At 69.8% G+C, this 14,828-nt stretch carries 11 protein-coding genes and 1 tRNA gene; 4 read left to right on the plus strand and 8 right to left on the minus strand.

Going from position 1 to position 14,828, the window contains the following annotated elements; all coding sequences use genetic code 11:
* Positions 1-34: 34 nt before the first annotated feature.
* The 6 genes from ACO07H_RS16870 to ACO07H_RS16895 all read right to left on the minus strand — a co-directional run bounded on the left by ACO07H_RS16870 (position 35) and on the right by ACO07H_RS16895 (position 8,006).
* Positions 35-2,317: an alpha/beta hydrolase fold domain-containing protein gene (locus ACO07H_RS16870; RefSeq protein ID WP_422016211.1), complete on the minus strand. Its 2,283-nt coding sequence runs from the start codon at positions 2,315-2,317 to the stop codon at positions 35-37.
* 97 nt (positions 2,318-2,414) lie between these two features.
* A complete protein-coding gene (locus ACO07H_RS16875) occupies positions 2,415-3,236 on the minus strand; it encodes an SDR family NAD(P)-dependent oxidoreductase (RefSeq protein ID WP_422016213.1) in 822 nt (273 codons plus the stop codon).
* Positions 3,237-3,283: 47 nt separating this feature from the next.
* Positions 3,284-3,928 carry a hypothetical protein gene (locus ACO07H_RS16880; protein ID WP_422016215.1) on the minus strand — a complete coding sequence of 215 codons (645 nt, stop codon included), beginning with the start codon at positions 3,926-3,928 and terminating at the stop codon, positions 3,284-3,286.
* Between the two features lie 791 nt (positions 3,929-4,719).
* Positions 4,720-4,796 (minus strand) — tRNA-Val (locus ACO07H_RS16885).
* Positions 4,797-4,842: 46 nt separating this feature from the next.
* Entirely contained in the window at positions 4,843-7,128 is a 2,286-nt protein-coding gene (locus ACO07H_RS16890) for a RelA/SpoT family protein (RefSeq protein ID WP_422016217.1), read from the minus strand.
* Positions 7,125-8,006 carry an alpha/beta fold hydrolase gene (locus ACO07H_RS16895; RefSeq protein ID WP_422016219.1) on the minus strand — a complete coding sequence of 294 codons (882 nt, stop codon included), beginning with the start codon at positions 8,004-8,006 and terminating at the stop codon, positions 7,125-7,127. Before ACO07H_RS16895 ends, ACO07H_RS16890 begins: the two co-directional genes overlap by 4 nt.
* 45 nt (positions 8,007-8,051) lie before the next feature.
* Here ACO07H_RS16895 and ACO07H_RS16900 point away from each other — a divergent pair, with 45 nt between their 5' ends.
* Positions 8,052-8,822 (plus strand): 3-hydroxybutyrate dehydrogenase, encoded by a 771-nt coding sequence (locus ACO07H_RS16900; protein WP_422016221.1) that lies wholly within the window; start codon positions 8,052-8,054, stop codon positions 8,820-8,822.
* Between the two features lie 96 nt (positions 8,823-8,918).
* On the opposite strand, the gene ACO07H_RS16905 is transcribed toward ACO07H_RS16900, so the two are convergent.
* On the minus strand, positions 8,919-9,617 hold the full coding sequence (locus ACO07H_RS16905; protein ID WP_422016223.1) for an SIMPL domain-containing protein: 699 nt from the start codon (positions 9,615-9,617) through the stop codon (positions 8,919-8,921).
* Between the two features lie 147 nt (positions 9,618-9,764).
* Between ACO07H_RS16905 and ompR the strand changes: the two genes are divergently transcribed.
* Together ompR and ACO07H_RS16915 are read left to right on the plus strand one after the other, a co-directional pair.
* The gene (gene ompR, locus ACO07H_RS16910; RefSeq protein ID WP_422016225.1) at positions 9,765-10,499 is read left to right on the plus strand and encodes a two-component system response regulator OmpR; all 735 of its coding nucleotides are present in this window, start codon (positions 9,765-9,767) and stop codon (positions 10,497-10,499) included.
* Positions 10,500-10,728: 229 nt separating this feature from the next.
* Positions 10,729-12,048, plus strand: a complete 1,320-nt coding sequence (locus ACO07H_RS16915; protein WP_422016227.1) for an ATP-binding protein — start codon at positions 10,729-10,731, stop codon at positions 12,046-12,048.
* A gap of 33 nt (positions 12,049-12,081) precedes the next feature.
* Here the strand turns inward: ACO07H_RS16915 and ispF are convergent, their stop codons facing one another.
* Positions 12,082-12,579, minus strand: a complete 498-nt coding sequence (gene ispF, locus ACO07H_RS16920; protein WP_422016229.1) for a 2-C-methyl-D-erythritol 2,4-cyclodiphosphate synthase — start codon at positions 12,577-12,579, stop codon at positions 12,082-12,084.
* Positions 12,580-12,619: 40 nt separating this feature from the next.
* Between ispF and ACO07H_RS16925 the strand changes: the two genes are divergently transcribed.
* Positions 12,620-14,824, plus strand: a complete 2,205-nt coding sequence (locus ACO07H_RS16925) for a patatin-like phospholipase family protein (protein WP_422016231.1) — start codon at positions 12,620-12,622, stop codon at positions 14,822-14,824.
* Positions 14,825-14,828 lie beyond the last annotated feature (4 nt).

Raw genomic sequence — 14,828 nt, forward strand, 5'->3', positions numbered from 1 at the left:
TCATAGGCCAGGCCCGATCGTCAGGTCCGCAGCCTCACGTGCGTCCGCTCCTGGCAAAGGCCATGACGCCGTCGGCCACCTTCCCGCAGCGCAGCGCCAGCAAGTCCAGCACGTAGTTCTGGTGCAGCCGCCAGGGCCTGCGGTCGCCCTGCTTAGGCAGCAGCGCAGCCGCCCGTTGCACATAGCCTGACGTGAAGTCGAGGAAGGGCTCGGGCGCGACATCGACGCCGCGTGTCGGCGTGAACACGGTGTGGCCGTGGCGGTCCATGCGACGCAGCAGGCGGCAGAAGTAGCGCGCCGTGAGGTCCGCCTTGAGCGTCCAGCTGGCGTTGGTGTAGCCGAAGGTGTTGGCCAGGTTGGGCAGGCCGCTGAACATCATGCCCTTGTAGACCAGCAGGTCGGCCGGGTTGACGGGCCGCCCGTCCAGGCTGAGCTTTGCGTCGCCGAACAGGTTGAGCTGCAGCCCGGTGGCGGTGACGATGACATCCGCCTTCAGCAACTGCCCCGAACGCAGCTGGATGCCGTCCGCGGTGAAGGTCTCGATCTGGTCGGTGGCCACCGACGCCCGCCCCTCCCGCAGGGCCTTGAACAGGTCGCCATCGGGCACCAGGCACAGGCGCTGATCCCAGGGCTTGTAGTTCGGTTTGAAGTGTTTGTCGACATCGAACTGCGGCCCCAGGGCCTCACGCACCATGCGCACCAACCGCGCCTTCGCAGGGCCCGGGTACCTGCGCATCACGCGGTAGAAGTACATGCCGACCAGCACGTTCTTGCTGCGGATCAGGCGATAGGCCAGGCGTGCCGGCAGCCAGCGCTTGAGCGTTTCGGCGAGCGCATCGACGCCGGGGCGCGCCACCACGTAGGACGGCGAACGCTGCAACATCGTCACGTGCGCGGCCGTGCGCGCCATCTCGGGCACCAGGGTCACGGCGGTGGCGCCGCTGCCGATGATCACCACCCGCTTGCCCGCGTAGTCCAGCCCTTCGGGCCAGAACTGCGGGTGCACCACCGGGCCGGCGAATTGCGCCTCGCCCGGGAACTGCGGCCGGTGGCCCTGCGCATAGCTGTAGTAGCCACTGCAGAACATCAGGAATCGGGGCTTCATCTGCACGCGCTGGCGCTGCGGACCCCGCTCCACCTGCACGGTCCAACGCTCCTCGGCGGCCGACCAGTCGGCGCTGACCAGCCGGTGCTGCGTGCGGATGTGGGCACCGATGCCGTGTTCCACGGCGGCCTCGCGGATGTAGTCGCGGATGGACGCACCGTCGGCAATGGATTGGGCGGCGCGCCAGGGCTTGAACTCATAGCCCAGCGTGTACATGTCCGAATCGGAGCGGATGCCGGGATAGCGGAACAGGTCCCAGGTGCCGCCGATCGCGTCGCGTGCCTCCAGCAGTGCGAACGACTTGCCGCGGCCATCGCGCTGCAGGTGCACGGCGGCGCCGATGCCCGACAGTCCCGCGCCGACGATGAGCACGTCCGGCTCCTCGGGCGCACTGCTGCGCTCGGCTGACAGCAGGAAGCGGGCAGCCGCGCGCACCGAGCGGCGCGACTCCGGCAACTGCCGCACCAACTGCCACACATGCGGGACACCCGGGAACACTTGCAACTCGACCGTCACCCCGGCTTCGCGCGCCCGCTGCGCCAGCCGGATGGAGTCGTCGCGCAGCACTTCCGATTCCCCCACGTGCAGCAGCAGGGGCGGCAGGCCCGTCATGTCGCCGAACAAGGGCGAGGCCCGCGGCTGCGTCGGGTCGGCGCCCGCCAGGTAGGCCTCGGTCAGATGCGGCAATTGCGCGGGGTCGAACATCGCATCGCGCCCGGCATTGAGCGTGATCGACGGGCTGCCGCCCGTCAGGTCCAGCGCCGCAGAGAACAAGGCCGCCGCCGCGGGCAGTGGCTCGCCGGCGTCCCGCAGCGAGAGCATCAAGCCCAGGGCCAGATTGCCACCGGCGCTGTCACCGGCCACGGCGAGGCGGTGCGTCGGTGCTTCAGCGCGCAACGCGCGGTAGACCGCCATCGCGTCCTGCGGTGCAGCCGGGAACGGGTGTTCGGGCGCCAGGCGGTAATCCGGTGCGAACACGCGCAGACCTTGCAAGGCGAAGGCCGCGGTCAGCGGCCGGTGAGTGCGCGCCGAACAACCGACGAAGCCACCCCCGTGCAGGTACAGCAGCGTGGTCGTGGCGCATGGGCCCGCGACGTCGGCCTCGACCCACTCGCCGGGCACGCCGCCCACGATGGCCGGCGTGTAGCGCACGCCCTTGGCGGCGGGCAGCGGCTTGCCGAAGGCCGCCCGCACGGCGGCGATGTCGCGCATGTCGGCCAAGGCGGGCCTGACCCGTCGCCGCACCACGAACGCGGCCGCCCGGGCCTGCCAGCTTGCTTTCATCATGGGTGGATGCCTGTGGGGTGAGTTATGGGACGCGGATGCCCTGACGGGCGAGGCCACGCGCGACCCATTTCCAGTAGGTCACCGGGAACAGGCGCTGCACCCAGGCGGCGGCCACCGCGTCCGAGCCCACCATCACCCGCGGCTCGCGCCCCTCGATGCCGCGCAGGATGCGCGCGGCGGCGGCTTCAGGCGACAGACGCAGCGCGCGACGTGCGAGGTCCTGGTGCATCTTCAGTTCGGCCGGCGACGCGCCTTTCGGCAATCGAGCGTTGGCAGCAATGCCGGTGCGCACGCCGCCGGGATGCACCACTGTCACGCCCACCGTCGACCGGCCGGCCTCCAGTTCGTGCCGCAGCGATTCGGAGAATCCGCGCACGGCGAATTTCGCCGCGCAATAAGCCGTCTGTCCGGGCGGCGCGATGATGCCGAAGATGCTGGAGAGATTGACGATCTGTGCGGCCGGGGCTTGCCGCAGCAAGGGCAGGAAGGTCCGCGTCAATCGCACCACCGCGCTGAAGTTGATGCTCATCAGCCAATCGAAATCGGCCTCGGCCACCTGCTCGAAGGTGCCGCCCAGCGCGACACCGGCGTTGTTGACCAGGATCGTGGCGCGGCCATGGCGGGCCAGCACATCGGCGAGCATGACGTACGCAGACTCGGGCCGGGCCATGTCCAGCACCTGCGTGGTGACCGTGACGGTGCCGTCGATGGCACGGGCCTGGGCGGCGACAGCCTCCAGGCCGGACGCATTCACGTCGGACAAGGCCAGGTGGCAGCCGCGCTCGGCCAGTTGCAGGGCCAGCGCGGCACCGATGCCACCGGCGGCACCGGTGATCACGGCCACGCCGCCACGTGGATCGAGGGTTGGGGGGCGTGTCATGGCGGCTCCTTTCAGAGAGTCGAGACCAGGGCGAGCAAGCTCGCCAGGTGCACCAGCGCCGCCGCCAGGGCGAGCACCAGGGCCACCCAGACCCTGGGCCTCAGCGCAAGGCTGACGACCACCTGGGCCGGGAAGCTGAACGTCACTGCCGTGCCAGCGGTCTTCAGCGCATGCACGTCAGCCAGCGCGGGATCGAGGACCAGCGCCATCATGTCGCGCCGGCTGCGATAGCGCATGGCGCCGACCACGTGCCAACCCGGGTCCGGCGCGGTATTCCACGCGTCCACATAGCCACCCACCTTGCGCATCGCCATCACGGGATGGCCCCCATGACGGACCAAAAGCTTGACGAAGCGCCGCGCATAGGCCTGGAACAGCGCCAGGCCCTGAGCGGGCGCGCCGGTCACCGGATGCGGCACCTCGCCCGGGTGCACGCGCACCAGATTGCTCATGACGAACTCCTTGCCGTCGTCAGCCTCCAGGAAGGCACGCACCACGGCCGGGTCGCTGTAGTGATTGAGCTTCAGTCGCGCCGCCTCGGCCATGAAGGCGTCAATCTCGGCCTTGCTCAAGGCACCCCGCTGGTTGTCGTACCAGAGCCGAAAGGCGCCATACAACGCCAGCGCCGCGAACCAGACCCACCACGCGCCGACCATCAGGCTGCCTCCCCTTCGACGCAGATCGGGTGCTCACCGCCACTTAGTCCCTGAGGACGTCTGTCGTCGATCCCGATGCGCTGACCCACCGGTTCGGCAACAGTTTGGCAAGGCTCCATGGTGCAATCTCCAATATATTGGCACTATACGTGCCAATAAAAGCCGCGGTCAACACAGGGAAGTCACGGGACGCTGCCGTCCGATTCACCGGAGACCCACAGGCGCTACGCAGCAATGCCTGCCTGTTGGCTTGCCACACTGGCCAGATTGCTGAGGCAGCCCGCACCGTGCACGGCCAAGCCCTCTCGGCCATCTGACGCATGGCCTTCGACATTCCCATGTCCTTGGGTCACTCGCGCTCGTTCGGTCCTTCGCCTCTCGCTGGTGGCCTCGGCAGCCCCGCTACCCGGCTACTACGACCTCTGCTGAGACCTCGCTCCGGCAGCGCCATCGGCCTTTCAGCCGCAAGTCGAGGCGTCCCAGGCAAAGCGTGCACTTTTAGACCGCACAACCGCCGCGTCTACGCCGCCTTGCTTCATCACGAGGCTCGCAGTTCATGCCCGGCTCGCCCTGCTCGGCAGCGCCCTCTATGCAGTTCTTGTTCATCGGCTCGCGATCCACGCTCCCCGCTTACTTCCCACCTTCGGTCGTCCTCATGCAGTTGAGCTTCGCTTCGTTCGTCGTGACCAACTTACGACGGGACTTGCACCCACAGGAGCGCGCCCATGCTGGGCGCACCATGAAAAAAGCACCTAGCGCTTCCGCTAGGTGCTTGATTCAACTACCAAATTTGGTAGGCGCGATTGGATTCGAACCAACGACCCCCACCATGTCAAGGTGGTGCTCTAACCAACTGAGCTACGCGCCTGAAGAGCTGCGCACTATAGCATGCTTTTTGAGGGGTCGGCCACAGGTCACTTGCGGCGTGCCGAGCGCACACCGGAGATGGCACAAAGGTCCCGCAGCACCTTGGTCAGCCTGGACGCGTCTGACAGCTCCAGCGTGAAACTCATCCAGGCCGTGTCCCCGCCACCCGTGCGCGGCCTGGGTGCACCGGCCTGCAGCGATTGCGTGTTGACGGCGACGACGTTCATCTTCTCCTTGGCGAACACTTCCAGCACGTCGCGCAGCAGCCCTTGCCGGTCGCCGGCTTCCACCAGCACGTCCACCGGGTAGACCGGTGCGCCCTTGCCCGATCCCGATGCGGCATCGCCGCCGCCCCACTCCACGGCGATGACACGCTCGGGCGAGCGGCGCTTCATCTCGGCCAGGTTGCTGCAGTCGGCGCGGTGGATGGCCACGCCCTTGCCGCGCGTCACGAAGCCTGAAATGGCATCCGGCGGCGCGGGCCGGCAGCAGCGCGACAGCGTGGTCATCAGCGAGTCGATGCCCACCACCAGCACGCCGCCCCGACCACCGCCAGTGCCACTGCTGGCACTGCGCGTGTGCCGCTGCGCCAGCAGCTCGTTCTCGTCGGCGACGGGCTCCGGCGGGCGCAGCAGCAGCTCGATGTTGCGCAGCGAGTATTCGTCCTTGCCGACCACCTCGAACAGCGCATCCGCGCCCTTGAAGCCCAGCCGCGACGCCAGTTCATCGAGCTTGAGTGCCGTCCTGCCTTCACGCTGCAGCAGCTTCTCGACCAGTTCGCGCCCCTTGGCGATGGTCTGCGCCTGCTGCAGCGCATTGAACCAGGCGCGCACCTTGGCGCGGGAGCGCTGGCTTTGCAGGTAGCCCAGCTCCGGATTGAGCCAGTCCAGCGACGGGCCGCCCTCCTTCGCGGCGGTGATCTCGACCGTCTGCCCGCTCTTCAGCGGTGTGTTCAGCGGCAGCATCTGGCCGTCGATGCGCGCACCGCGGCAGCGGTGGCCGAGGTCGGTATGCACCGCGTAGGCGAAGTCCACCGGCGTCGCGCCAGCGGCCAGTTCGACGATGGTCGCCTGCGGCGTGAAGACGTAGATGCGGTCGTCGAAGGCCGGGCCGCCGCCGGCCTGCGCCTGCTGCACGGCGTCGCGCTCCCAGGCCAGCAACTGGTTCAGCACGGCCTTGCGCGCACGCGCCACCTGTTCCTCGAACTCGCCCGCCGCCGTCACCCCGGCGTAGCCGCGCGCGCCGGCTTCCTTGTAGGCCCAGTGCGCGGCCACGCCATGCTCGGCGTGGTCGTGCATCTCGCGCGTGCGGATCTGCACCTCCATTGCGCGCCCGTCCGGCCCCAGCACCACCGTGTGCAGCGACTGGTAGCCGTTGGGCTTGGGCTTGGCGATGTAGTCGTCGAACTCGCCGGGCACCGGTGTGTAGATCTCGTGCAGCCGCGCCAGCGCCGCGTAGCAGTCGGCCACGCTGGCGACGATGACACGCAGCGCGCGCAGGTCGAACACGCGGTCCAGCGACAAGTCCTTGCCCTGCATCTTCTTGTGGATGCTGTACAGGTGCTTGGGCCGGCCCTGCACCTCGGCGGCGAGGCCCTGGCCATAGAGGTCCGCCTGCACCGCGGCGCGCGCGGCTTCCACGCGCTGCTCGCGCTCCACGCGCGTCTCGTGCAGCGCCTTGCCCAGCGCCTTGTAGGTGCCGGGCTCGCGAAAGCGAAAGGCCAGGTCCTCCAGCTCCCACTTGATCTGCCAGATGCCCAGCCGGTTGGCCAGCGGCGCGAACACCGCCTGCGACTCGGCCGCCAGCTCCTGCGGGCAGGGCTGCTTGCTGGCGGCGTACCAGCGCAGCGTCTGCAGCCGCGAGGCCAGCCGCAGCATGACCACGCGCAGGTCGCGCGAGAAGGCCAGCAGCATCTTGCGCACCCGCTCGGTCTGCTCGGCCTTCTGGTCGGGCTTCCTGTCCTGCTGCGCCTTCACGTCACGCGCCGCCCGCTGCACCTGCACCAGCCGGCGCGTGTGCATGACGAGGCTGGCGTAGCTGTCGCCGAACGCCTTGGCGACCACCTCTTCCGGCTTGTTCAGGAAGTCGCCCGCGTAGACCAGGTAGGCCGCCGCCTGCAGCTCCTGCGCCGCGCCCACGCCCTGCAGGATGGCCGCCACGCCATCCGCGTGGGCCAGCGCGTTCTCACCGGTGTCCAGCAATTCGCCGGCCAGCAGCGGCTCGGCGAAGGCGCGCGCACGCACGACCTCGGCATTGGAATGCGCAGCCCCCGCGTCCAGCAGCGCCACGATGGGCGCGGTGGCCGCGCCCTCGGTCATCGAACCGGTCTTCATGAACCGAGAAAGTCCCTCACGATGGCGATCTGGTCGTCATGCACCAGCGTCGGCGCATGCCCCACGCCGGGCAGCTCGACCAGGCGAGCGCCCGGGCCGCGTTGCGTCATCAGTCGCGCCGTCTCGGCACTCAGCAGGTCGCTGTCGGCGCCGCGGATCAGCAGCGTGGGGCAGCGCAGCGCGTCATAGGCGGACCACAGCGCGGCCTCGCCCGCCGCGGCCACCGCAGGCGTCACCGCCGCAAAGGGCAACGCGATGGCGGGGTCGTAGTGCAGCCGCCATTGGCCGCCCTCCTCGCGGAACAGCGGCGTGGACAGCGCCAGCCACTCCTCGTCGGTGTGCGGGCCGAAGCCCTCGGAGATGCTGCGCAGGTAGGCCGCGCCGTCGGCCAGCGACGCAAAGCGCGGCGCCTTGCCGAGGTAGCTGCCGATGCGCTCCAGCGCGTCGTAGCGGATCGCGGGGCCCACGTCGTTGAGCACCAGGCGGCGGATGAGGCTGGGCACCCCCTCGGGTCGCGGCAACGCCGCCAGGCCCAGGCCGATCAGGCCACCCATGGACGTGCCCACCCAGTCCACCTGCGCCACATCCAGCCGTGCCATCAGGGCCACCATGTCAGCGATGTAGCTGGGGATCTGGTAGCCCGCCGGTTGGCGCAGCCAGTCGGAATGGCCTCGGCCGACGACGTCGGGGCAGACCACCCGCCAGCGCGCGCTCAGCGCACGGGCCAGCGCGTCGAAGTCCCGCCCCTGGCGCGACAGGCCGTGCACGCACACCAGCACCGGCGCATCCACGTGCGGCCCGGCCCACTCCCAATAGGCCATGCGGTGCAGGCCCGTGCTGTCCAGGCAGTTCACGAATTTCAAGCGCGGTTCGGTCATGATGGCGTCCTCTCGAAATCATCGTAGCAACCCCAAAGGCCCCCCATGTTGAAAGGCAAGACCGCCCTCGTCACCGGCTCCACCAGCGGCATCGGCCTGGGCATCGCCGTCGCGCTCGCGCACCAGGGCGCCGACGTCATCCTGAACGGCTTCGGTGACGTGGACGGGCCCCGGGCCGAGATCGCCGCGTTGGGCGTCAAGGTCGGCTACCACGGCGCGGACATGAGCAAGCCCGACGACATCGCCGCCCTGGTGGCCTACGCGGACGCCGAGTTCGGCGGCATCGACATCCTCGTCAACAACGCCGGCATCCAGCATGTGGCGCCGGTGCAGGACTTCCCCGTCGAGACGTGGGACGCCATCATCGCCATCAACCTCACCTCCGCCTTCCACACCACGCGGCTGGCGCTGCCGGGCATGCTGAAGAAGAACTGGGGCCGCATCCTCAACATCGCGTCCGCCCACGGCCTGGTGGCATCGGCGCAGAAGTCGGCCTACGTCGCGGCCAAGCACGGCCTGGTGGGCTTCACGAAGAGCATCGCGCTGGAGACCGCCACCACGCCGGTCACCGTCAACGCCATCTGCCCGGGCTGGGTGCTGACGCCGCTGGTGCAGAAGCAGGTCGACGCCCTGGCCGCAAAGGACGGCGTGGACAACGACGAGGCCAAGCGCCGCCTGCTGGCCGAGAAGCAGCCGTCGCTGCAGTTCACGACGCCGCAGGAGCTCGGTGCGCTGGCCGTGTTCCTGTGCACCGACGCCGCCATCAACGTGCGCGGCCAGGCCTGGGCCATGGACGGTGGCTGGACCGCCGTCTGAATGTCTGCCCCGACCCGGCGGGTACGCCGGCTCACCCCCGAGCGGCTGCGGGCCGGCTTGGGAGCAGCCCGGCGCCCGGCCCGGCCCGCCTGCCTGCTACTTGGTCAATTGGATGGTGCCGTTCACGTTGACGGTCACCGTCGCCTTGCCGGCCTCGGTCGGCAGCGCCTCGTCGGCGGCGGATGAGGCACTCATGCGCATGGCCTTCATCATCACAGGCCGCGGTGCGGCCTCGTCGGCCGACACGTTGATCTCGCCGACGACATAGCCGCCATAGCCGAACTGGCGCGCGTAGTCCGCCGCCTTGGCGCGGTAGCGCGTGATGGCCTGCGCCGAGATCTCCGCCTCGGCTTTCTCACGCGCCTCGCGCGACAGGCTGTAGCCGACGCGGTTGACGGTCAGCGTGTTGATGCGGCCCGAGAGCTGCGCGATGGCCGTGGCATCGCGGCCTTCCACCAGCAGCTCGGCCGTGCCCTGCCAGCCGGTGATCTTGCCGGTCTTGGGCTCATAGCGCGGCGCCAACGAGAAGCTGCCGGTCTGCACGTCCACCTGGCCCGGCTTGGCGACCTTGCGCGCCTCGGCGAGTGCCGCGTCGAGGGCCTGCTTCAGGCCGCTCTGCACCACCGCCGCATCCGTGCCTTCACGCGTGGTCGAGAACGCCACGCCCAGCACGTCGCGCGTGACGTCGGTGCTCGCGCTGGCCGACAGGCTCAGCCGGTCGCGCGGCGCGGCATCGGGCGCGGCATGCGCGGCGAGGGTGACGGCGAGGGCGGAAAAGGCGACGAGGGCTCGCATGAAACTTCCTTGCAAATGGGGAAGCGCCAGCTTAGCCCAGCCTCGTTCAGCACGGCATCGCAACGAGCTGTAACGCCTGCCTGCCGTCCTACAGGACCCCTTGTCAAACCTGCTCACAATGGCAGTGTTACAAATTCAGGAGCCGCGATGAACAGCAGCGCGAACCCCCGCCCCAACCGCATCCTCGTCGTCGATGACGACGCCCGAATCCGAGATTTGCTCAGGCGCTACCTGACGCAGGAAGGCTTCGAAGTCCTGCTGGCCGAAGACAGCCGCGCACTGAACAAGCAGCTCACCCGCGAGACCGTGGACCTCATCGTGCTGGACCTGATGCTGCCCGGCGAAGACGGCCTGACGATCTGCCGCCGCCTGCGCGCCGCCAATGACACCACGCCCATCATCATGCTGACCGCCAAGGTCGAGGACGTGGACCGCATCGTCGGCCTGGAGGTGGGCGCGGACGACTACCTCGCCAAGCCCTTCAACCCGCGCGAACTGCTGGCCCGCATCAACGCCGTGCTGCGCCGCCGCCCACCGCCGGAAGCGCCGGGTGCGCCGAGCAAGGAACCGATGACGGTGACCTTCGGCCCGTTCGAGTTCGACCTGGCACTGCGCCGGCTGGTGAAGAACGGCGAGCAGCTGCCGCTGACCACCGGTGAGTTCTCCATGCTCAAGACACTGGTGCGCCACCCGCGCCAGCCGCTCTCCCGCGACAAGCTGGCCCAGCTGGCACGCGGCCGCGAGTTCGAACCCTTCGACCGCAGCCTGGACGTGCAGATCTCGCGCCTGCGCAAGATGCTGGAGGCCGACCCGGCCCAGCCGCGATACATCCAGACGGTGTGGGGCGTGGGTTATGTTTTTGTGCCTGACGAGAACTCGTGAGTAGCCCTGGGGTTGAGCGCCGGGCGCGCCTGAGCCGGCCCGCCGGGCGATGTGCTTGCCGGTCGCGCCGGCAAGCATCGCCTTCCCCTCGGGGGCTGAGGCCGGACACGGCAAGTCCTGACGACTGGTCGTGCCTGCCGAAGAGCAGCCGCTCCGTCGGCTGCGCGGTCTGCAAGACCGGCCAGGTTCGCCCCCGTACAGCGGGGCAAGACTGGGCGAGGGGCTCGTGATGCCCCGGCCCCACCTCGCGCTCAACCTCTTCTGGCGCACCTTCACCTGGCTGGCGCTGCTGCTGGCCGGCGCGGTGCTGGCCTGGCAGCAGACCTTCAAGGCGCTGGAGGCCGAGCCCCGCGCGATGGAGTCGGCCGAGCAGTTGGCCGGCCTCGTCAAGCTCAGCCGCATCGCGCTGGAGCACACCGACCCGATCACGCGCGTGGCCGTCATCAGCTCGATGTCACGCGGCGACACCGTGCAGGTCAGCGTGGCCGAAACCAGCGACCGCTGGCTGCCCTACGACACCAACCCCTTCGCCAAGAAGCTCGCCACCGAACTGCGCCAGGCGGTGGGGCCGGAGACCGTCATCGCGCGCAGCGTGAACGACGTGTCGGGGCTGTGGGTGCGTTACGTCGTCGGCGAGGACGCCTTCTGGCTGCGCACCAGCGCGGCGCCGATGTCCATCGCGCTGTCCAGCAACTGGTGGTGGGTGCTGATCGCGCTGCTGGCCACCGTCGTCGGCTCGGCACTCATCGCGCGGCTCATCAACCAGCCGCTGCGCGAACTCGCTGACGCGGCCGGACGCATCCGCGAGGGCGAATACGACTCGCGGCTGGACGAGAACACCATGACCAGCGAGATCCGCGAGGTCAACATGGGCTTCAACCGCATGGCCCGCGAACTCGCCAAGCTGGAGGAAGACCGCGCCGTGATGCTCGCCGGCATCTCCCACGACCTGCGCACACCGCTGGCCCGTCTGCGGCTGGAGACGGAGATGAGCGTCAGCGACGAGCAGGCGCGCCAGTTCATGGCGCAGGACATCGACCAGCTCGACGCCATCATCAGCAAGTTCATGGACTACGCGCGGCCCAACGAGGCGCAATTGCGTGAGGCCAAGCTCGCCGACATCGTCGAGCGCGAGGTGCAGGGCTTCCGCGACCCCGACCAGATCCGCTTCCGCGTGCAGGTCAGCGCTGCGCTCAAGGTCTTCGTCGACGACACGGAGCTGGGTCGCGTGCTGCTCAACCTGTTCGAGAACGCGCGCCGCTACGGCCACCTGCCCGATGAGCCAGCACGCGTGGACGTCAGCGCGTCACGACAGGGCGCGTGGATCGAGCTGCGCGTGCGCGACCACGGCCCCGGCGTGCCGCCCGACCGCCTCGTGCGGCTGACCACGCCCTTCTACCGCGGCGACGCCGCCCGCACGGCGGCCAGCGGCGCCGGCCTGGGCCTGGCCATCGTCGACAAGTCCGTGCAGCGGCTGGGCGGCCAGCTCTCCATCAGCAATGCGGAAGGCGGCGGGCTGGTGACGGTGCTCAAGCTCCAGGCCGTCTGAGCCCAGCCACGGCGCCATCCGCCCTGCACTGGATCAAACCGCCGCGAGCAGGCACACCGCGTGAGCCTCGACGGCGCGGCCCTCACCCACCGGCCCCATCTTCTCGGCGGTCTTGGCCTTCACGTTGACCTGACCCACGTCCACGCCCAGCACCTCGGCCAGGCGCGCACGCATGGCCGGGATGTGCGGTGCCATCTTGGGCGCCTGGGCGACGATGGTGCTGTCCAGGTTGACGAGCTGCCAGCCGGCTACGCGCACGTGACGGTAGGCCTCGGCCAGCAGCACCATCGAGTCCGCGCCCTTGAACTCGACGCTCGTGTCGGGGAACAGCTTGCCGATGTCGCCCAACGCGGCGGCGCCCAGCAGTGCGTCGGTGACGGCATGCGCGAGCGCGTCGGCATCCGAGTGGCCCAGCAGGCCGTGCGTGTGCGGGACGGTGATGCCGCCCAGGATCAGCGGGCGGCCGGTGACGAGCTGGTGGGTGTCCCAGCCCTCGCCGATCCTCAATGCGGGCAGCGCGGGAATAGTCATGCCCCGATTCTCGCTGCGGGCTGATATGGTGCGGCCCGCCATGAAACGCCTGCTCATCATTTCTGCGCTGATCGCCGGCTCTGCCTTCGCCGCCGAGCCGATGCCGACCACGCCGCCGTCACGCCCCAAGATCGGCCTCGTGCTGTCCGGCGGCGGCGCGCGCGGCCTGGCACACATCGGCGTGTTGCGGGTGCTGGAAGAGTTGAAGGTGCCGGTGGACCTCATTGTCGGCACCAGCATGGGCGCGGTCGTCGGCGGTGCGTATGCGTCGGGGCGCAGCGTTGACGAGCTGGAGGCGCTGGTCAAGGGCGCGCAGTGGGGCGAGATCCTGGCCGACCGGCCCGCGCGTGAGCGGCTGGCCATCCGCCGCCGCGAGGACGACGAGAAAGTGCCGTCGCGCATCGAGTTCGGCTACACCTGGTCGCGCGGCGCCACGTTGCCCAGCGGCGCGGCGGCCAACGGGGCGCTGGAGGCCACACTGTCGTCGCTGCTGCCCGCCGCGCGCGCCGAGGAACCACTGCGCCGCCTGCCCATCCCGTTCCGCGCCGTGGCGACCGACCTGCTGTCGGGCGAGATGCTGGACCAGGCCGACACGCCGCTCTTCCAGGCGCTGCGTGCCTCGATGGCGGTGCCGGGCGTGTTCGCGCCGCTGCGCGTCAACGGCCGCCCGCTGGTGGACGGCGGCCTGGTGCGCAACCTGCCGGTGGACCTGGCGCGCAGCCTGGGAGCTGAACTCATCATCGCGGTCAACGTGGGCACGCCGCTGCTGGAGGACCGCGAGATCACCAGCGCCGTCATGGTGGCCAACCAGATGCTGCAGATCCTCACCGAGCAGAACGTGCAGCGCTCGCTGCGTGAACTGCAGGCGCAGGACATCGTCATCGACCCCGACCTCGTCAGCATGGGCTTCATGGAGTTCGCGCGTGCCGGCGAGGCCATCGCCACGGGCCGCCGCGCCGCGCTCGCCGCCCAGTCGCGGCTGGAGCAGTTGGCCGCGCCCGCCGAGCAGGCCCGGCTGCAGGCGCGCCGCCTGGCGACGCCCGAGTCCGCGCTGCCGGCCTTGCCGCTGGGCGAGCTGCGGATCACCGGCACGCAGCGCCTCAACGCCGAGGCGCTGAAGGCCGAACTCGCGCTGCAGCCCGGCGACGCCATCGGCCGCCGGGAGCTGAATCGCGCCGTCGAGCAACTGGACGGCAGCGGTGCGCTGGAGCGCATCGAGACCGAGATCGACGACCGCGACGGCCGCCGCGACGTGACATTCAAGCTCACCGAGGCCGACTGGGCGGCCAGCCGGCTGCGCTTCGGCCTGGAGCTCTACAGCAACTTCGCCGAGGCCAACAGCTACTCGCTGGTGGCGATGCACGTGGCCGACTGGCTCAACCCCTGGGGCGCGGAGGTGCGCACCATCGCGCGCATCGGCTCGTCGCGTGGCCTCAACACGGAGTTCTACCAGCCACTGGGCCCGGGCTCGCGCTGGTTCGCAGCGGCGCGGCTGAGCTACGAGGCCGGCAACAACGATGTCTTCAACCAGGGCCAGCGCGCGCTGCGGCTGTCCAGCAGCCTCAGCAGCGGGCAGATCGAATTGGGCCACCGCATCGCCGGCGTGGGTGACCTGCGCTTCGGCCTGGGCCGGCTGCGCGCCAGCGATGAAGTCATCCTGCCGGTGCTGCCCACCAATGACCGCCGCTCGCAGGTCTACGGCCAGCAGTACCTGGAGCTGCACACCGACACGCTGGATTCGCTGGCCTTCCCCAGCCGCGGGCAGTGGACGACGGCGCGCATCGAGTGGCTGCGCCCGGCCGGCGAGCCGCGCGTGGTGAACGCGTCGCTGATCGGCCTGTCCGCCTTCCGCCTTGGCGAGTGGGCCGGGCAGCTCTACGGCGAAGCGGCGCACGCCGAGCGCGGCCAGGCGCGCTCGCTGGGCGGCTACCTTCGCCTGTCGGGCACCGCGGACCGCTCGCTGGTGGGCGAGAACATGGCGCTGCTGCGCGTGGTGATGGCGCGGCGCATCGGCGAGATGCCGGTGGGCCTGGGGCATGCGGTGCGCGTGGGCTTTTCGCTGGAGACGGGCGCGGTGGGCGACGGCGCCGGGCTGCGCCTGGCCAACCTGCCGCGCCATGGCTGGCGGCAGGCGGCGAGCGGCTTCCTCAGCGTCGACACGCGCTTCGGGCCCTTCTTCGTCGCGGTGGGCACGACACGCGGCGGCGACACGGCGGCCTACCTGCTGCTGGGCCCCACCTGGTAGCGGG

Source organism: Roseateles sp. (assembly GCF_965229315.1).
GTDB lineage: Bacteria > Pseudomonadota > Gammaproteobacteria > Burkholderiales > Burkholderiaceae_C > Pelomonas.